General features: G+C 67.9%; 12 protein-coding genes. 3 read left to right on the top strand and 9 right to left on the bottom strand.

Going from position 1 to position 18,948, the window contains the following annotated elements:
- Window positions 1-112 precede the first annotated feature (112 nt).
- Window positions 113-991, bottom strand: a complete 879-nt coding sequence (locus AB4Z47_RS19815) for a type IV toxin-antitoxin system AbiEi family antitoxin domain-containing protein (RefSeq protein WP_441952726.1) — start codon at window positions 989-991, stop codon at window positions 113-115.
- Between the two features lie 257 nt (window positions 992-1,248).
- Here AB4Z47_RS19815 and AB4Z47_RS19810 point away from each other — a divergent pair, with 257 nt between their 5' ends.
- The 3 genes from AB4Z47_RS19810 (at window position 1,249) to AB4Z47_RS19800 (ending at window position 3,144) form a co-directional block, all read left to right on the top strand.
- The gene (locus tag AB4Z47_RS19810; protein ID WP_441952724.1) at window positions 1,249-1,566 is read left to right on the top strand and encodes a hypothetical protein; all 318 of its coding nucleotides are present in this window, start codon (window positions 1,249-1,251) and stop codon (window positions 1,564-1,566) included.
- A 142-nt stretch (window positions 1,567-1,708) separates the two neighbouring features.
- A complete protein-coding gene (locus AB4Z47_RS19805) occupies window positions 1,709-2,149 on the top strand; it encodes a nuclear transport factor 2 family protein (RefSeq protein ID WP_441952722.1) in 441 nt (146 codons plus the stop codon).
- A gap of 188 nt (window positions 2,150-2,337) precedes the next feature.
- Window positions 2,338-3,144, top strand: a complete 807-nt coding sequence (locus tag AB4Z47_RS19800) for an ABC transporter substrate-binding protein (protein ID WP_441952720.1) — start codon at window positions 2,338-2,340, stop codon at window positions 3,142-3,144.
- Between the two features lie 13 nt (window positions 3,145-3,157).
- On the opposite strand, the gene AB4Z47_RS19795 is transcribed toward AB4Z47_RS19800, so the two are convergent.
- From AB4Z47_RS19795 to AB4Z47_RS19760, 8 genes are all read right to left on the bottom strand, one after another.
- Window positions 3,158-4,945, bottom strand: coding sequence for an MFS transporter (locus tag AB4Z47_RS19795; RefSeq protein ID WP_441952718.1), 1,788 nt, complete (start codon window positions 4,943-4,945; stop codon window positions 3,158-3,160).
- 76 nt (window positions 4,946-5,021) lie between these two features.
- On the bottom strand, window positions 5,022-5,786 hold the full coding sequence (locus tag AB4Z47_RS19790; protein WP_441952716.1) for an ABC transporter permease: 765 nt from the start codon (window positions 5,784-5,786) through the stop codon (window positions 5,022-5,024).
- Entirely contained in the window at window positions 5,783-6,598 is an 816-nt protein-coding gene (locus AB4Z47_RS19785; RefSeq protein WP_441952714.1) for an ABC transporter permease, read from the bottom strand. The genes AB4Z47_RS19790 and AB4Z47_RS19785 overlap by 4 nt, the downstream gene beginning before the upstream one ends.
- The gene (locus AB4Z47_RS19780) at window positions 6,595-7,557 is read right to left on the bottom strand and encodes an ATP-binding cassette domain-containing protein (RefSeq protein ID WP_441952713.1); all 963 of its coding nucleotides are present in this window, start codon (window positions 7,555-7,557) and stop codon (window positions 6,595-6,597) included. The genes AB4Z47_RS19785 and AB4Z47_RS19780 overlap by 4 nt, the downstream gene beginning before the upstream one ends.
- Window positions 7,558-7,615: 58 nt before the next feature.
- A complete protein-coding gene (gene nbtC / locus AB4Z47_RS19775) occupies window positions 7,616-10,669 on the bottom strand; it encodes a nocobactin polyketide synthase NbtC (protein ID WP_441952711.1) in 3,054 nt (1,017 codons plus the stop codon).
- Window positions 10,662-11,984 carry a polyketide synthase gene (locus tag AB4Z47_RS19770; RefSeq protein WP_441952709.1) on the bottom strand — a complete coding sequence of 441 codons (1,323 nt, stop codon included), beginning with the start codon at window positions 11,982-11,984 and terminating at the stop codon, window positions 10,662-10,664. The genes nbtC and AB4Z47_RS19770 overlap by 8 nt, the downstream gene beginning before the upstream one ends.
- Complete coding sequence (locus AB4Z47_RS19765; protein ID WP_441952778.1) at window positions 11,981-12,739, bottom strand: thioesterase II family protein; 759 nt, start codon at window positions 12,737-12,739, stop codon at window positions 11,981-11,983. Before AB4Z47_RS19765 ends, AB4Z47_RS19770 begins: the two co-directional genes overlap by 4 nt.
- A gap of 19 nt (window positions 12,740-12,758) precedes the next feature.
- Window positions 12,759-18,929, bottom strand: coding sequence for an amino acid adenylation domain-containing protein (locus tag AB4Z47_RS19760; RefSeq protein WP_441952776.1), 6,171 nt, complete (start codon window positions 18,927-18,929; stop codon window positions 12,759-12,761).
- Between the last annotated feature and the right edge of the window lie 19 nt (window positions 18,930-18,948).

The raw sequence follows: 18,948 nt of genomic DNA, 5'->3' as shown, positions 1-18,948 counted from the left end.
CACAGCGGTTCGAAGGTGCTGTAGCCCGGCCACACCGGCCGGGCTACAGCCTTGATTCCCCGCCGAGCGGAGTCACATGGTGGCTGAGCAAAGAGCCGCAGCCGACAGTTCGCTACGTTCGATCGATCGCGCGGCGGATGGGCGCGGTGAAGTGGTGCGGGTGGTGGTAGACGTCGGCCGCCGTGGCGTGATAGATGGTCCAGCCTTCGGTGCTGAGCCAGTCGTGGCAGGGGTTGTCACGGAGCGCGGCGGCCTCCCTCGAATGCCGTGCGGCGCTGTCGTATTCCAGGCCGATTCGCCAGCGCCGCCAGCCCAGGTCGATGCGGCGGAGTCCGTTCCGGGTCGGCACCACGACTTGCGGTTCCGGCGGTGGCAGCCCCGCGTCGATGCAGCACAGCCGGGTGCGCGACTCCATGGGTGACTCGGCGCGGCCGTCGGCCAGCGCGATCAGCTGGGCAGCCTGTCGGCGGCCGCGACGTCCGGTGTGCTTTTCGAGCTCGACGGTGAGCGCGGGGAACGAGAGTCCCATGCGCAGCGCGGCATCCAGTGTTGCCAGCGCGTCCATTCGGGTCAGGGTGCGAGCGACATCCACCGCCGTACGGACGGCATTCGTGGTCGCCGTGCCATGTACCAGCTGCAATTCCTGCGGATCCACTCGATCGCGGTGCACGACCAGGCGATGGGAGCGCGACGCCTGCACGCCGAGCACGTCCGTCGGCTGATTCGCCAGGACGGAGAACCCGTGCAATTCGGCGGCGGTGTTGTAGGCCGCGGCGAGCGATGTCGTCCCTATCGACAGCCGTGCGGCCTCGACGCGCAACGCGGGTGATAGTGGGGTCGCCGACTCGCGGTACACGCTATGGAAGACCCGCACCCACTCACCGCGATCGAGCCGAGCGCGCAGCTCGGCTCGCGTGTACTCGCGCAATGCCTGCCGCGCGGTGAACACACCGAACTGCTTGCTCCGCACCTGGTCCAAACCAACTCGCATGAGCTCAGCATGATCCGGCCGCCACCCCTTGCCCCGGCACCGACCTGGCACTTTGCCACCCCTGTGCATAACACGCAGGGTGTGGATCTCCGACGAACGCGGCGACATGGCGACCCCCGACCGGCCTTGGGCTCAGGAGGTCGATGCAACAGCTCGATGAGAGTCGAGGTGTTGCACCGACCATCTGAATCCGCCTGCGCCCGGGTCGACTCCGCTCACGGTGTCTGGAGCAGGCCGGTCACCAGAGCGCGGAGGCCGTGGACGTAGGTGTCCTGGCTGGCGAGGGTGAGGTAGCGGGGCCCGAGGGAGGCCAGACGGGGGAAGGTTTCGGCGTCCAAGTCTGCGAAGACCTGCGCGCGGAAAGTGGGGCGGTTTTCGGCGGCGCGGCGGGCGGATCGGTGACGAATGATCAGATCGAGGAGGAGTCGATGGTGCGACTGACCCCGGGCACGGCGTACGTCGTGCCGCGCGGCCGGTGGCACCGCATCGAACTCGACGAGCCCTCCGACCTCATGTCGATCGGCGTGCGCGACGGCAGCCGCCGGGATCCGGTCGCCACCCCGACCGCACGCTGATCGGCTCCGATTCCCGCATATGCCTTGATTTCCGCACACCGGATCGGGATGCGAACTGGTGTGCGGGAAGTCGTGGATACCGTGGAAAGCGATGTCAGATTACCGCCGGTCTCGGTCGGTGTGCGCTGGGCAGACTGGCTGCATGACGCGATCCACCACAGATCCGATGACCGTGTTGACCGGGATGTACGCGGCCGAGGCGGAATACCTGGCAGCGGGCGGTCCGGGCAGTGCCTCGTTCGAGTTGCTCGCACCTTTCTTCGCCCCCTGCGTGGTGTTGAATCAGGCAGACGGGCTGCCCTACGGCGGAACCTGGCGCGGTCACGAAGGCATGGAACGCTTCTTCCTCGCCATGAGTCGCACCTGGGAATCGTTCGACCTGCTGGAACAACATTTCCTGGCGACGGGCGAAACCAGCGTGGTGCACACCCGCGTGCACGCCCGCGCACGCACGACGGGCCGCGAACTCACCTTCCCCATCCTGCAGACGATCACCGTCACCAACGGCCGCATCGGCGAGGTGCATCCCTTCTACTGGGACACAGCGGCGATCGCGGAGGTGTGTGGCCTTCCAGAGGATTAGGCTGGCCCCTGCTCCCGCGAGGAGTCGGCCGCGACGGTCTCGGCGAGAAGGGTCTGGCGGTGAAGTCTTTTCTGTCTCGTTCGGCGGCGCTCGTAGTAATTGTCGGCGCAGCGCTGGTCGCGGTCGCCGCCTGCACTTTGCCGACCAGGAACTCAACAGACAGATATGAAGCCGTCACGGTCGGTCACATGTTCGGCACGACTACTGTCGACAAGTTGCCGAAAAAGGTCGTCACCCTCGGCAATCAGTGGACGGACAACGCGCTGGCGCTGGGAGTGGCCCCGGTCGGCTTCATCGCGCCGCCGCCCGGCGCCGCCGCACCATGGGCACCCGCGACACTCGAATCGGCGAAAACCGTGGACACGAGCGGCAAGCTGACCGACCAGATCGCGGCATTGCATCCCGACCTGATCCTGGTGGACGGCTTCATCGCCGACCGCAAGACCTACGACGAGCTCTCGGGCATAGCCCCTACCGTTCCCGCCCTCAGCACGGAAGCGCCTTGGCAGGACCAAGTGCGGATGCTGGGCAGAGTCCTGCACAAGCAGGATGCCGCCGACACACTGATCAGCGATGTGGACAAGACGATCGCCGCAATCACCCAGGCCGCCCCGACGCTGCACGGCAAAACCTTCGTCACCACCTGGCTGGCCAGCGACGCCCAGCTCATCGTGCTGGCGGCGCCGAACCACAACCCGACCCTGTTCACCCGGCTCGGCCTGCGCACCCCCGAACACCTCGACGCACTCCCCATGTCCCTCCCGCCGGACCAGGTCGGCGAACTCGACGCGGACCTACTCCTGGCCGGCTACTCCCCCGGATTGGACGAAAAGTACCGCATGCTCCCCGGATACCCCGAGCTACCGGCAGCGCAGAAGAACTCGGTCATCTTTCTCACCACTCAGGAGCTCAGCGGGATAGCTCAGCCGACCGCCTTATCCGTCCCCTACCTACTCGAAAAGCTGACACCCGCCCTCGCCAACGCGGCGAAGTAGCGGGACTTTCTGGTCAGCGGGCGGGAACCGGGGCAGCGTGCTCGACGAGTTCATCGGCCGCGGCGAGTTCGGCCCGCTCGTCGTGCACATACTTGTCGCCCGCGAAGTAGGAAGCGGCGGCGGCCAGGAACATCATGACCGCGGCGGCAACGAACACGACGATCAGACCGGAGTGGAACGGCCCGGTGAGCAAGTGCGGGAAGAACTCCTGTCCGGTGAGGGTGTCGGCCTTGACGCCCGGCTCGGCCAGCGCGCCGGTGGGGCCGAGCAATTCCTGGATGGGATCGAAGCCGAGGAAGGCGGCGAACATACTGGCCACAGGTGGCATTCCGGCCACACCCGCGGCTGCTTCCGCGGAAACACCCTGGGCGCGTAAGCCGGAGTCGAGTGCTGACGGAAGGCTCGCGGCGAGGCCGACGACCATGAGGGAGAAGAAGATCCCCATGGATAGCGCGTTGCCGCCGTTGAACAGCGTGCCGCGCATGCCAGATGCGGCTCCGCGTTGCGCGGCGGGGACGCTGGACATGATGGCCGCGGTGTTCGGCGAGAAGAACAGGCCGCTGCCGATGCCGTTGACCAGGATGATCGCGGCGAACACCCAGTACTCGAAGTCGACGGGCAGAACCAGGAGCAGCAGGAACGTCACGGCCGATAGCAGGGCGCCGCCGGTGGTGAACAGGCGAGAGCCGTATCGATCGGACAACCAGCCCGAGAGGGGTCCGGCGGCAAGAAATCCCACGGTCAACGGCAGCAGATAGATCCCTGCCCACAGCGGTGTCGACTCGAAGTCGTAGCCGTGCAGCGGCAGCCAGATGCCTTGCAGCCAGATGATCAGCATGAACTGCATGCCGCCGCGACCGATGGAGACCATCAGGTTCGCGAAATTGCCGAGACCGAAGGCGCGGTTGCCGAACAGCGCGAGGTCGAACATCGGGTCGGCGACCTTGGTCTCGACCACACAGAAGGCGACGAGCAGCGCGAATCCGCCGACCACCGAGGCGAGCACCCATGGGCTGGACCATCCGGTGGCGTGCCCGCCGTAGGGCTGGATGCCATAGGTGATGCCGGTGAGCAGGGCGGTCAGCCCGAGACCGAAGGTGACGGTGCCCACCCAGTCCACCTTGCCCGCGGTCCGCACCCCCACTTCGTGCAGGAAGCGATAGGACCAGACCGCGCCGAGGATGCCGATCGGAACACTCACCCAGAACACGGCGCGCCAGTCCCATTCCGACAGCACACCGCCGATCAGCAGACCGAGGAACGAACCCGCCACGGCGGCCACCATATTGATGCCGAGCGCGGTTCCCCGCTGGTTCGACGGGAACGCGTCGGTGAGGATCGCCGAGGAGTTGGCCATCAGCATGGCGCCGCCGACGCCTTGGACAATCCGCCAGACGATGATCCACATGGCCCCCGCTCCGGCGTGCCACGGATCGAAGGACAGCGCGATTGCGCAGATCGCGAACACCGCGAACCCCAGATTGTAGATCCGCACGCGGCCGAAGATGTCGCCGAGCCTGCCGAACATCACCACCAGCACGGCGGTGGTGAGCAGGTAACCCATCAGCATCCACAGCAGATAGCCGACGTTGCTCGAATCGAGTGGATTCAGTCCGATACCCCGGAAGATCGCGGGCAGCGAGATGAGAACGATCGAGGAATTGATCGCGGTGAGCAGGACTCCGAGAGTCGTATTCGTCAGGACGATCCACTTGTAGCGGGGATGGTCGCGGTCATAGCGCAACCGACGGCGGATGGTCCGGACGTCGCTCAGATCGAGATCGGTGGATGCATTCGTCACGACAGCCCTTCGCAGAAGTTACCTCTGCGAACTATATAATTAGCCGATATAACGATCAAATGGGTGCCCGATCCGATCAGCTCTCGGCTGCCTTCCGGTATCCACGCACCGCGAGCAGCCCGAAGGCGGCCACCAGCAGCACCGACCACGCCACGGTCTGCAGCAGCGGCGCGGCAATGGGGCCGCCGCTGGTGAACCCGCGCATCGCCTCGATGGCGCAGCTCATGGGTTGGCCCCGCACAACCGGCTGCAGCCAGCCCGGGTAGTTCGACACCGGGGCGAATCCGGAATTGAAGAACATGCCGACCAGCACCACGGCCGCGAAGATCTGCGCCACCTGATTGCCGATCCGGCTGACCCCGACCATGATCACCATCGGAGTGAACCCCGCGATGACGATCACCGGAACCGCGAGCGCGCCGAGCACGCCGAGCACGCCCTGCTGGAATCGCAGCCCGAGCAGCACGCCGACCACCATCACCACGACGGTCGCGGCCAGCGCGCGGGCACATTCGGCGAGCAGCCGACCGACCAGCCCCGCCGACCGGTGGATGGGCAGCACCCAGAATCGCCGCAGCAGCCCGCTCTGCCGCTCGCCGAACAACGAGATGCCGGTCCCCATCGCGCCGTACATCGCGCCGGAGACGGCGATCATCGGGACGAAACCGTATATGGGCTCGTCCCCGCTCGCCACCAGCAGCGATTTACCCAGCACCAGGTCGTAGAGCAGTAGAAGCAGGATCGGCAATACCAGTGTGGTGGTCAGCACCTCCTGCTGCCTGCTCCATCGCCGCAACAAACGCCCGGTCTCCACCAGGCTCTGATCGATCAGTGCGATCACCGACGCCGCCTTTCCACCCGAAGTCCCAGCAGCGCGGCGGCGGCGAGGAGGCCGATCACCCACAGACCCGCGATGCCGAATGCCGAACCCGTCTCGCCGTCGGCCAGTTCCCGCAGCGCGGCGGCGACCTGGGACACCGGCTGATTCCTGGCGAACGGCTGAATCCACCCCGGAAATCCCTCCGCGGGAACGAAACCTGTGGAGGTCATCATGAGCAGTAGCTGCGGCACGAACAGCACGGTCCCACCGAGCTCCGGATTCCCGGTCGCGGTGCCGAGTGCGTCCGAAGCGATCACAATGGTCGCACCGAACGCGAGCGTCAGCACGACGAAGGCGAGGGCCGAGCCGAGCCCGTGGAAACGAAAGCCGAACAGCGTGCCGACGGTCAGCGCACCGGCGAGTGCTACGCAGGCGCGCACCAGATTCGCCGACATCCGGGCGGCGGCAGGAACCCACGGCAGCACCGGCATAGAGCGCAGCCGGGTACCCATGCCACCGACCACCTCGCGCCCCGCCCGGTCGGCGGCGAACATCGACGCGAAGAACATCGACTGGATCGCGATGAGCGGCAGGAGATATTGGGCGTAGTCGAGTCCGGTCGCCTCCATCGACCGGCGCAACGGCACGAAGACGCAGACGAAGAAGAACATCGGCGCGGTGAACGCCAGGATCAGATCACCCTCGCGCAATGCGGCCCGGACGCTGCGCTCGCTCAACGCGGTCCACTGCAGCGCAGGCGGAACCAGGAGCACGGCATTCTGGTTCGGCGCTGCGCCGGCCGAGTCTATTGTTCGCACGCTGCGCTCACTCATGCCGAGACCTCGGTGGCCGGTTTGGTGAGCTCGATGAACACCTCGTCGAGCGAGGGTCTGCGCAGGGCGATATCGATAAGTTCGATACCCGCGTCGTTGATCCGGCGCAGTGCCTCGGCCAAGGTGACCGCGCCGTCCGGGGCGGGCAGCGACACCCGGTCACCCGATTCGGCGACCGTGATCTCGCCGAGCCCGGACAGCAGCGACGCGACCGCGGACACGTCCGCCGCCTCCACCGGCACCACCTCGCAGCAGCTGACGCCGGTGCGCGCCTTGAGCTGATCTGCGCTCCCCTGCGCGATCACCGTGCCTTTGTCGATGACGATGATGTTGTCGCTCAGGACATCCGCTTCTTCCAGATACTGGGTGGTGAGGAGAATGGTCACCCCCTGCTCCTTGAGCGAGCGCACCAGCGACCACAGACTTTGCCTGCTCACCGGGTCCAGACCGGTGGTCGGCTCGTCGAGGAACACCACCCGCGGCGGACGCACCAGCCCGCAGGCGATATCGATGCGGCGACGCATGCCGCCGGAGTACTGACCGACCCGGCGATCGGCGGCACCGGACAGCTCGAACTGCTCGAGCAGCTCTTCCGCCCTGGTGTGTGCTTGCTTGCGGCGCAACCCCATCAGCCTGCCGAACAGCACGAGATTCTCCCGGCCGGTCAGCATCTCGTCCAGCGCGGCGTACTGGCCGGTGAGCATGATCGAGCCGCGTACCGCCGCCGCCTCGGTCACCACGTCGTACCCGGCCACAACGGCACGACCCGCGTCGGGTTTCACGAGGGTCGACAGGACCGAGACGGTGGTGGTCTTACCTGCCCCGTTCGGACCGAGCACCCCGAGCACGGTGCCCGATCGCGCGGTGAAGCTGATGCCACGAAGCGCCTTCACCTCGCCGAACGACTTCTCGACGGACTCGACGACGATCGCCTGGTCCGCACCTGATCCCACTGCCATGCTCTCCGTTCTGGTGATCCGAATTCCCTTGGGGTACTTCGATTTGTCCGACGATCGGCTAGCGACCGAGCAACGAGACGACCTCGTCCAGCGACGCGCCGCCGAGAATGGCGGTCACCGGCAGGTCCCGCTGCAGCTCGGACTCGATGCGCTTGCGCAGATCGAGGGCCTGTAGCGAATCGAGGCCGAGCGCGACCAGCGGCGTCGCGCCGTCGATCGTTTCGGCGGTGTCCATGCCCATCACCTCACGCAGTGCGAAACGTACTCGATCGGCGGTGTTCTCGCCGGACGGTTCCGGCGCGGGCGCAGGCCCCGGCGCGACCGGCTCGGTAGCGGGCCGCGCCGCGACCTCCGGCGCCTCGGTCTTCAGCCGCTCGAACAGCGGTGTCAGACCGTATATCCCGCTCAGCGACCGCAGCGTCGACCAATCCATCGCCGCGACGATTCGATTGGCCGGTTCCGTGCGCAGGCCCAACTCGATGGCGCGCGCGGGATCCATCGGCGGCATGCTGGCTCCATCGGTGCGCGCCAGCGCGTCCTCCCGACCGGCGCCGACTTCGGGCCACAGCCCCCACTGCACGGACGTGCAGGCGATCCCCTCGGCGCGCAGGCGGATCGCTGCCGCGTCGAGCATCCGGTTCAGCGCACCGTAGATCATGTTGCCCCGGCCGCCGAGGGTGGCGGTCAGCGACGAGAACAGCACCACCCGGCCGTCGTCAGTGCGCGGGACGAGCCGCACGACGTGGTCGAGCCCGATGATCTTCGGTGCCGCCGCGGCCCGCACCGCCACCGCACCGGCCTCGTCAGCCACCGCGTAATTCACCGCCGCATGCACGATCAGGGTCGCGGGACGGGTCCGGTACTCATCGGCCAGCGCGCGAACCTGATCCTCTTCGGTGATGTCGCAGGCGCGAACCACGATCTCGGCGCCGCCCGGACCGCGCATCCGCTCGATGCGCGCCCGCGCTTCAGCATCCCCCCCGGACCTGCTGATCAGCGTGATGCGCCCTGCCCCGTTGCGGGCGAAGTGGTCGCAGAACTCCAGTCCGAGTTTGCCGGTACCACCGATGATGACGACCTCGCGCAGTTCGGCTGCGCGCAACGGCTCGCCGAGGTCGTCTTCATCCGCGACGAGCCGCTTCACGTGGACTCCGCCCGCACGGCAGGCGATCTCCGGTTCGGCCACGAGGTGCAGCGCGCCGACGAGCGCCTTCGCCGACTCGGCGACCGCATCGCCCGGACCGAGATCGACATGACGGAAGGCTGTTCCGCGATGTTCGGTGGCCAGCGCGCGGAAACCGGCCTGCGCCGCGGCATGGAACGCGTCGGGAACCTCGCCCGCACCGATCTGCTCACCGCCCGTGGTCACCAGCCAGAGATCAGCGACGCCATCGAGCTCCGGCAACCAGGCACGGTCACCGAGGAATTCGGCCAGCTCGGCGACCGCGGACGCGGTGTCACCGTCCGGCGAACGCGACAGCAGCACCGCGACGGTATCCGCCGCACCCTGCGCCGGATCGACCACCTTCGCACCGTGGCGCGGGGCCGCGGCGCGTACCGCGTCGGCCAGTTCGGTGCACCGACCAGTGGGATCGACCAACGCGAGGGTGCGCGGCTTGACCAGCTTGCGACGATCCAGCCGCACCCACTCCTCGACCAAACGCTGCGGAGCGGCGAGCCGGCGACCGCCGCCCCCTGGTGCGGCCAGCTCCGGGTGGTAGTCGAACCGCGCCCAGAGCTTCTTCGAGTTCATCTGGGTGTTGGGGAAATCCAGCAGTGGCAGGCGAATCGGTTCGTCGCCGGCCCCCGCGCGCAGAGCCTCCCACGGATAGTTCTGGTCGTGCACCGCGACGGTTGCCAGGTTGCGGGTGAATTCGCGCAGGTTCTCCGCTGTACGTCGGGAGGTTCCGACGGTCTGGTAGTCCCGCGGCGGGGCAAGGGTGCTCAGGTTCTCCTGAACCGCGAGCATGAGCGTGGGATGGTCGGCGATCTCGACGAAGGTATCGACGCCGCGCTCGGCCGCGGCCGCGATGGCCAGGTCGAAGCGCACCTTGTTGCGCAGGTTCCAGTACCAGTAGTCGCCCACCGGCAGGTCGGGGGTGATCGGAGCGCCGAGTGCCGCACCGATGCAATCGATCTCGGTCGGCTGGAAGACCGGGTTGTCCAGCTCGCCGACCAGGCTGTCGCACAGTTCGGTGCGGAATTTGCTGACGTAGGAGGTGTGCGCCGGATACGAGACCCGGATCTCCTTGGCGAACTTGCCGTTCTGGTTGAGTGTCGCGACGACTTCGGTCACCATCTCCCGTTCGCCGGAGATGGCAAGCACGTGTGCTGAGTTGACCACCGAAAGTTCGGCCCAGCCGGAGTTGCGGGCCAGCAACCGTTCGCACTCCTCGCGGTCGACGCCGACCACGGCCATCGAGTACGAGTCGGCGAATCCCCGCTCGCGCGAAACGGTGTCGACCAGGTTGGCGCGCAGCGTCACCACGCGGACACCGTCGGCCAGCCCCATGACGCCGGAGACGCACGCGGCGGCGATTTCACCCTGGCTGTGGCCGATGGTGACGGCCGGGGCGACGCCCGCCGCTCGCCACATCGCGGCCAGCCCGATCATCTGCACGAACAGCGCGGGCTGCACGATACGCACATCGTCGGTGGTGCCGCCCTCGTCGAGCAGATAGGCCAGCGGCGAGATTCGGTACAGCTCCTGGAAGAGCGCCTCGCATTCGTCCACTGCGGCCCGGTAGACCGGTGAATGCTTGTAGTGCAGGCTGCCCATGCCCGGCCGCTGGCTGCCTTGTCCGGGAAAGACATAGCCGACCTTGCGCGCCGTCGCGGGGTTGGCACCGCGCAGCACCGCGGGATGCGAGTCGCCCGCCGCGGTTGCCCGCAGCGCGGCGACGAGTTCGTCGTGGCCGGTGACCATGGCCAGCGCCCGCATGCGCCGCGGCACCCTGGTCCGGAAGAGCATGTCGGCGACCTGCTGCGGCATGATGCCCGGCCTGGCCTCCAGGTATGCCACGAGCGCCGCGGCCTCGCGGCGCAGCGAGTCCTCGGTGTCCGAGGACAGCAGGATCGGAATGCTCCCGTCGGGCAGCAGGTACCTAGACATGAATTTCCTCTTCCAGAACAGGCATGGCGATCACCGCGTGCGCATTGGTGCCCGCGACACCGAAGGACGAGACGGCCCCGTAGCGGACCCCGTCGATCGGCGCCCAGTCGTCGAGCCGCTCGGCCAGGCGCAGACCCGAGCCGTCCCAGTCCACCGCCTGGTTCGGGTTGTCGGCGAACCTGGTCGGCGGGATCTTGCCGTGCAGCCCGCTCAGCAGCACCTTGATCAGACCGAGCATGCCGGAGGCTGCCTGCGCGTGCCCGAGATTGGACTTGACCGACCCGAGTCGTGCGCCGTGCTGACCGGTGCCGTAAACCCGCTGTAGCGCTTCCAGTTCCAGCGGATCACCGACCGCGGTGCCGGTGCCGTGCCCCTCCACCAGACCGACCAGCTCGGCATCGATACCCGCCGCCGCGACTGTGCCGCGAATGAGCCGCTCTTGAGCGGCGCTGCTCGGCACAGCGATCGACACACCCCCGCCGTTGTGGTTGACCCTGGTGGCCAGGACCTGACCGTAGATCCGGTGACCCAACCGCCGCGCCCGCGACTGTCGTTCCAGAACTACGACTCCCGCCCCCTCGCCCCAGAGGGTGCCGGTCGCGTCGTCGGAGTACGGCTTGCACTGCCCGTCGGTGGACAGCGCGTTGTTTTTCGAGAACTCGAAGAAGCCTGCGGGCGAACCCATCACACACACACCGCCGGCCAGAGCCCATTCACACTCGTCCGCGCGTATCGCGTTGGCGGCCAAGTGCACCGCGGACAGCGCGGAGGCGCACGCGGTATCCACACTCATCGACGGCCCGGTCAAACCCAGACAGTGCGAGATCCTTCCCGCCGCCGCGGCCATTGCCGCACCGGTAACCCGATAGCCGCTGTGCTCGTTCACCTCGGCACCGCGTGGACCGTATTCGGTGAACGAAACGCCCAGATAGCAGCCGACTTCCTCGCCCGCGAGCGCACCCGGATTGATCCCGGCATTCTCCAGCGCGCGCCAGGCCACCCGCAGCGCCACCCGCTGCTGCGGGTCCATCGCCACCGCCTCCCGCGGCGTGATGCCGAAGAAGGCCGGATCGAAATCCGCTGCGCCGGTGAGGAATCCACCCGCGTCACGGACGGCGCGCCAGCCGTCTATCTGCGACAGTGACAGGATTCGCTCGATCGGCCAGCCACGGTCGCGCGGGAGTGGCCCGATCAGATCGTGGGATCCGGCGATCGCCGCCCAGTAGTCGGCCGGTGTCTCGACGCCGCCTGGTGCCTCGACAGCCATACCGGCGATGACGACGGGATCCGCCGTGTCGTGGTCACACGTGCTCATCGAGCCACCGCCGCCTGCTCCGCCGTCAGCAGCTCGGCGATTCCGGATACGTTGTCGTGCAGGTAGAAATGCCCGCCGTCGAACATCGTCACCTCGAGGTCGCGGTCGGTGTGCCGCTGCCATTCGTACAGCTGGCCGACGGTGACATGCTCGTCGTCGCTGCCGCCCATGGCGTGAATGGTGGTGCGTAGCACCACGTCGTCCGGGCACGAATAGGCGTCGAAAGCGCGGTAGTCGGCCTTGAGCACGGGCAACGTCATGCGCATCAAGTCCCGGTTCGCCATTACGTCGGCGCCGGTGCCGTTGAGGCCGACCAGATGATCGAGCAGTTGCTCGTCTTCGGTGGGGTGCGGCGGCAGGTCGGCGACCAGCCAGGGCGCGACCGCGCCGGACACGCCGAGCAACCGGATCGGAATGCCCGCGTCTTCGGCGAGCCTGCCGAACTCGAAGGCGACCAGCGCGCCCATGCTGTGGCCGAAGATGGTCAGCGGCGCACCGCGGTGCAGTCCCGATCGGGTGAACTCGTCGAACGCGCCCGCCGCGAGCTCGGGGAGCGTCTCCATCGCGGCCTCCTGCGCGCGATCCTGCCGACCCGGGTACTGGAACAAGATGACATCGAAATCCGTGCTGAGCGCCTTGGAGAACGGCCGGTAGATCGACGCGCCGCCGCCCGCATGCGGGAAGATCAGCAGCGGCGCCGGATTCTCGGCTCGCGATCGATGGAACTTCCGGATCCAACCTGGTGTATTCACAATCTCTCCTAGATCGCCTCGGTCACTGCCACATCCGGCGCATCACCAACATCGCCTGGTCCTCGTCGTCGAGCACCGGCGCGGCGCCGATCGGTCGATCGGCGTCCTCGGCGATCACACGCAGGGTGTTGTGGAAGGCGGCTTCGATGATTTCGGCTTCGCCCTCGTCGAATGCGTCCGCGGCGTAGAAGATCATCACTTGCACGCCGTCGCCGGGCAGCAGTGAGTTCGCCGGGAAAACCATGAGCAGCAGGGCATTGTCGGTGGCGCCGCCGCCTTCGAACGAGACCAGGTCGAGTCCGCCTTCGGCGAGCAGCCGAGCCAGCTCGTCGCGCCCCGGCGGGTAGGACTGCAGGACGAACATGCTGTCGAACAGCTTGCGCGCGCCCGCGGCCCGCATCGCGGAGGTGAGCCGGTACTGGTGGTGCTCCATCAGTTCCAGCCTGCGGCGCTGCAGCTCGGTCAGCCGAGCACGCCAGGTATCGGTGGGCTCCACGGCGATCGCGACCGGAATCGTGTTGACGAAACAGCCGATCGCGGTCTCGACGTCGTCCAGGTCGGCGGGCCGGCCCGAGACCACCTCGCCGAAGACCACCGACTCGTTACCGGTGACGCAGTGCAGCACGCTCGCCCACGCCAACTGGCACACCAGGCTGAACGTGGTGCCAACCGACGCGGCCAGTTCGTTCAGCCGTTGCACCACCTCCGCGTCGACGGTGAACGCACGCGATGCGGGGACTCCGCCCTCGCCGGGCGTCCGGTTCGGTGCGACGACGCACGGCTGCGCGGCACTGACGTAGCCGTCCCAGGCGGCCTCGGTGGCCTGCTCGCGCTGCTTGGTCAAGGCGAGGAAGCGCGCGAAAGTCTCCGGCTTGCCCAGCGGTTCCGCCTTTCCGCCGCTGAAGTAGTCGGCGAAGATCTCGCGCGGCAGCAACTGCCCGGACCAGCCGTCGGTCAGTATGTGGTGCAGCGTCAACATCAGCAGGTGTCGGTCTCCTGGCAGGTGGATCACCACCGTGCGGATGAGCGGCCCGTGCGCCAGGTCGAACGGTACGGCCAGATCCGCGTCGAAATAGTCGCGTACCAGCGCCTGCGCGTCCGCTGCGGTTGAATAGTCGAGCTCGCGCAACTCGATCGGCACGTGTTCGGTGACGATGCCGTAGGGCTGGCCCGCGGACGACACCGAGACGACAATGCGCAGGTTCGGATATCTGTTCAGCACGGTGTCCAGCGACCGGGCCAGGCGCGGCAGGTCGAGTTCGCCGCGGACCGTGATCATGGTCTGCACCGTGTACAAGTCGCGGCCGGCCGTGCTCAGCGCGGTGAAGTACAGGCCGGCCTGCATCGGCGCCAGCGGGTATACGTCCTGGTATGCGCCGTAGCGTGCGCGCCAGCGATCCAGATCCGACTGGGTGAGGCCGTCGGCGAGGACATCGCTGGGCGTCAGCTGCCGGATCGGGTTGTCCCGCACCGCGTCCGCCAGCTCGCGCAATGCGGAGACCCACGACTCGGCCAGCTCGCGCACCGCGTCCTCGGTGATCGGGCCGGACGGAAATCGGAACGAGGCGCGCAGCACCTGGGTGTCGTCGTCGATCAATGTCACGGTGTTGATGTCGAGCAGCGCCGGCGCGGGCATCGTCGCGTCGGCGTGACCACCGAGGTAGCCGAATTCCGGTGCGGCGACCCAGTCGTGTAACAAGCCCGCGGCGTCCGGCACCGCGAAGCGACCCATGTAGTTGAAGCTCAGTTGCGGTGCCGCATACTGCGCAAGGACCTTTCGAGTCTCGGGGTTGAGCCGGCGCAGCAGCCCCCAGCCGATACCGGATTCCGGCACCGCCAGCAGTTGTTCCTTGACTGCCTTCACCGCGCCGACCATCTCGGGCTCGCCGTCCAGCTCCAGCGCGACGGGGTACGCGGCGGTGAACCAACCCACCGTGTTGGCCAGATCCACACCGGCGAAAAGGTTCTCGGCGCGGCCGTGCCGCTCCATGGTGAGCGAGACTGTCGCGGCGTCGTTGCTCCTGGCCCGGCGGAACCGATGCGTGGCGACGGCGAGCGCCGCCACCTGGATGTCCAGGAAGTCGCAGCCGAACATCTGCGCGGCGGTGGTCATCAGATATCGGGTATCGGCGGCGGCCAATTCGGCGGAGATCTCGTGCACGGTGGCGACGGTGTCGACCGCGCTGTCGAACGCGCGTGCACCGAGCAGCGGATCGGAATGCCGGGCGATCGCCTGCCAGGACGGGAGTTCGGCGACCACTTGCTCCGACTGCGCAAGCCGCACCAGGTTGGTGTTCCATGTCTGCACCGAAGTGCTCCGGCCCGCATGCGGATACGCTTCACCAGCCCACAGCTGGCGCAGGTCGTCGTTGATGATGCGCCATGAGACGCCGTCCACCACCATGTGGTGCAACACGAGCAGCAAACGGCCGACACAGTGATCGTCAGTGCGCACCCAAGCGGCGCCGACCATGTTGCCTGCGGCGGGATCCAATTCGGCGCTCAGCTTCCGCAGCTGCTCCCGCAGTGCTGGTTCGGCCTCCTGATCCCATGCGGCTCTGGCGATTTCGATTTCGGCCAGCACCGGGTAGCTGATCGGTTCGTCCGCGGACGGCACATAGTAGGCCGGCACACCGTCCGGACCGTCGGCGATGCGGGCACGCAGCAGCGGGTGCCGGTCGACGATCTGCTCGAGCACCGTCTGGAGCCGCTCGAACGAGCTGTCCACCGGAGTGACCACCGCAGTCGCCTGGCTGTAGGCGGAGTAGTCGGCGCTCTGCTCGACGAGCAGGGTGGCGATCGGATTGAGCGGAATCCAGCCGGTCCCGTCGCCGGTCTCGGTCAGCGCGGGTGCGGCGACCGCGTCCAGCGACTCCGTGGCCGCGGCGATCGCAGCTATGGTGCGCGCCTCGAACAGCGCGCTGGTTGTGATCAGGAACCCGCCCTTCTTCAGCGCCGATGCGATCCGGATGGCGGTGATGGAATCGCCGCCGAGCGCGAGGAAATCGTCCTCGGCCGCCAGCTCGGTGCGGTCGGTGATACCGAGCACCTGCCGGATCGCCTCGGCCACCGCGTGCTCGGTGCCCTCGCGCAGCGCGCGGCCCTGTCCGGTGCTGCCGACCGGATCCGGCACCGGCAGCGCCTTGCGATCCAGCTTGCCGTTCGCGGTCAGTGGCAGCGCGGCCAGTTTCACCAGGAAGGACGGGATCATGTAGTGGGGCAGTCGCACGGCGAGCTGCGCCTTGACCGTCTCGGTGTTCTCGGCCTCGGTACCGGCAGCGAGCGACGATCCCGGCTCGGCCACGTAGTAGGCGACCAGCGCGGTATCGGCTTCGCGGTGGACCGCGATGGCGGCGGCCGACGCGATGCCGGGCACCTGACGCAGCACCGAACCGACCTCGCCGAGTTCGATACGGTGACCGCGGATCTTGACCTGGTCGTCGGCCCGCCCCAGGTATTCCAGGCTGCCGCTGGGGTGCCAGCGCACGATGTCGCCGGTGCGGTACATGCGTGCGCCGGGCTCGTCGGCGAAGGGGCAGGCGACGAAGGTGGCCGAACTCAGCCCCTGCCTGCGGTGGTAGCCCTGGGCGAGCTGTACACCGCCGAGGTACAACTCGCCGGTGACCCCGGGCGGCACCTGACGCAGCTGCTCGTCGAGCACGTAGACGGTCGAATTCCATTCCGGCAGGCCGATCAGCGCCGACCGGAACTCCTCCGGCCTGGCGAGCGCGTCCGCGAAGTTCTCATGGGTCAGGTCCATCGCGGCCTCGGTCGGGCCGTACAGGCCGAGCACCGTGCCGCCGAAGACCCGGCTCGCCTCCTCCACCAGGGGCGGCGGCACTGCCTCACCACCGAGGTAGACGAACCGCATGGACCGCAGCCGGGCCGGATCGGGCCCTGCGTCGAGAAAGGCGCGCACCACGCTCGGCACCAGCGACACCTGAGTAATACGGTGCCGATGGATGATCTCGGCGAGGGCCTCCACGTCGGCCTGCCACCAGTCCGGCGGCGGCAGCACCGTGGCCGAGCCGGTACACAGCGCGTTCACCAGCTCGAACACCGAGACGTCGAAGCCGATCGGCGCCTTCTGCAGAATCCGCTCCGCGCCGAAGCCGAGGTAGTCGCGCATCCACTGCACGTGGTTGGCGACCGCGCGGTGATTGATCACCACACCCTTCGGCCTGCCCGTCGTGCCCGAGGTGTAGAGCAGATAGGCGGCGTCCAGTGGATGGATCGGACGGGCGAGCTCGTCGGCGCGCAGCGGCGAATCATCATGACGGGTAAGCTCGTCGATGATCTCCGGTGCGTCCAGATCGATCACCGCGATGCCGTCGACCGCCGTCGTGGCCGCGTCCCGCACCGCGGAGACGGCGCGGACCAACAGGGCGGGCTCGGCGTCGCCGAGCATGTACTCGATGCGGTCGGCCGGATAGCTGGGGTCCACCGGCACGTAGACCGCGCCGGCCCGCAGCACTGCGGCGAACACCACGGGCAGCCGCTCGCTGCGCTCGGCGTAGACGCCGACCCGGTCGCCGTTGCGGACGCCGTGATCGATGAGCAGCCTGGCGAACCTGTTGACTCGCGCGTCGAATTCGGCGTAGCTCAGCTCGATGTCGCCGAACACCACGGCGGTGCGGTCCGGGTAGGTCGCGGCCGAGTGCCGGATCATCGCGTCGGCGGTGTCCCGCTCGATCGGCACGACATCGCCGCGCGACCAGGCCCGCACCGCAGTGTCGTCGGCCGGGGACAGCACCAGCAGCCGGTGGACCGGCAGCTCGACGGCGGCGTCGGCCAGGGTCCGGTCGATGTAGTCGTGCAGCCGCCCGATGGTCGCGGCGTCGAAAAGGTCGGTGCGGTAGGTGATCTGCACGTCGACGCGGTCGGCGTGCATGAACGCCTCGACCGCGACGGGCAGCAGCGCGGCACCGTGGTCGGCCAACTGCCAGCTGGTGACCGCGTCGGACAGCTGTGGACCTTCGATCTTCTCATGCAGGAACAGCACCATGGTGTCGAACAGCCGCGACCCGACATTGCCCGTCGCCTTGTTCACCGCGCGTACCAGGGCCTCCTGCGGGAAATGCTTGTGCCGGAATGCTTCCGTGGCCACCGCGCGCACATGCTCGATCAGTTCGCCGAACGTGCGCGCGCTGTCGCGCCGGGTACTGTCGTTCTCGCGCACGCTGTTGCCGCCGCGGGCTCCGGTGAACCGCAGCGGCAGCATGTTGCTGAAGTTTCCGATCAGCAGCTCCATGCCCGACTCTTCACGGTTGGCGACCGTGGTGCCGACGACGATCTCGGACTGCCCGGTGATCCGGCGCAGCGCGACGTAGTACGCGGCCAGGAACACCGCGAACGGCGTCGCGCTCGAACGCCCGCTCAGCGCACGCAGATTCGCGTCGGCGGCGGGGCTGAGCAGCCGGTCCAGCCGGGCGCCGCGCTCGGTGACGGTGGCCGGCCGCCGGTTGTACGGCAGCGGGAGTTCGGGCACCTCGCCGTCGAATTGCGCGGCCCAGAAGGCCTCGTCGGCGGCATGGTCCTGCTCGGCGAACAGGTCCTGCTCCCACTCGGCGAAATCGGCGACCTGTAAACGCGGCTGCTCCACCCGGATCGAACCGGCAAGCGCCTCCCGGTAGAACCGCTCCACGTCCCGCGACAGCGCGGGCAGCGTCATGCCGTCCCAGGCGATGTGCTGGATCACCATGACGACGACCAGGCTGCGCGGATCGACGCGCACGAAGCTCAGCCGCATCGAGGACTCGTGCGACAGGTCGAAGGTCTCGTGCGCGGCGGCGGCGACCAGCGCGTCCAGCTCACGCCGCGCCTGCTGCGCGGGCAGCTCGGTGAGATCGACCGCACACACACGCGGCGGCAGTTCGGCATGGATGAGCTGGTAGGGCTCGCCCTGCTCGTCGTTGTGGTAGGTGGTGCGCAACACCTCGTGCCGCTGCGCAAGCGCGAGGAAGGCCCGGCGCAGCGCGTCGTCGACCACCTCGCCCTCGAAGGTGAGCGCGAGGCAGAGGTTGTAGGCGGTGCTGTCCGGTGCGATCTGCTGATGCGCCCACACGTAGCGCTGCCCGAAAGACAGGGCGGCGCGGGTCGGATCCCGGCGCACCGGCATCGCGGGCACCGCGGCGAGCCCTTCCTGCGCGAGCCGGGCTCGCATCGCTTCCTGTAGATCTTCCAGCGATCGCATCTGCGTCAAACCAATCCTT

The sequence above is a fragment of the Nocardia sp. 2TAF39 genome (assembly GCF_052114905.1).
Taxonomy (GTDB): Bacteria; Actinomycetota; Actinomycetes; order Mycobacteriales; family Mycobacteriaceae; genus Nocardia.
Note: the sequence above shows the minus strand (reverse complement) of the source record. Positions and strands in the feature narration are given on the sequence as shown.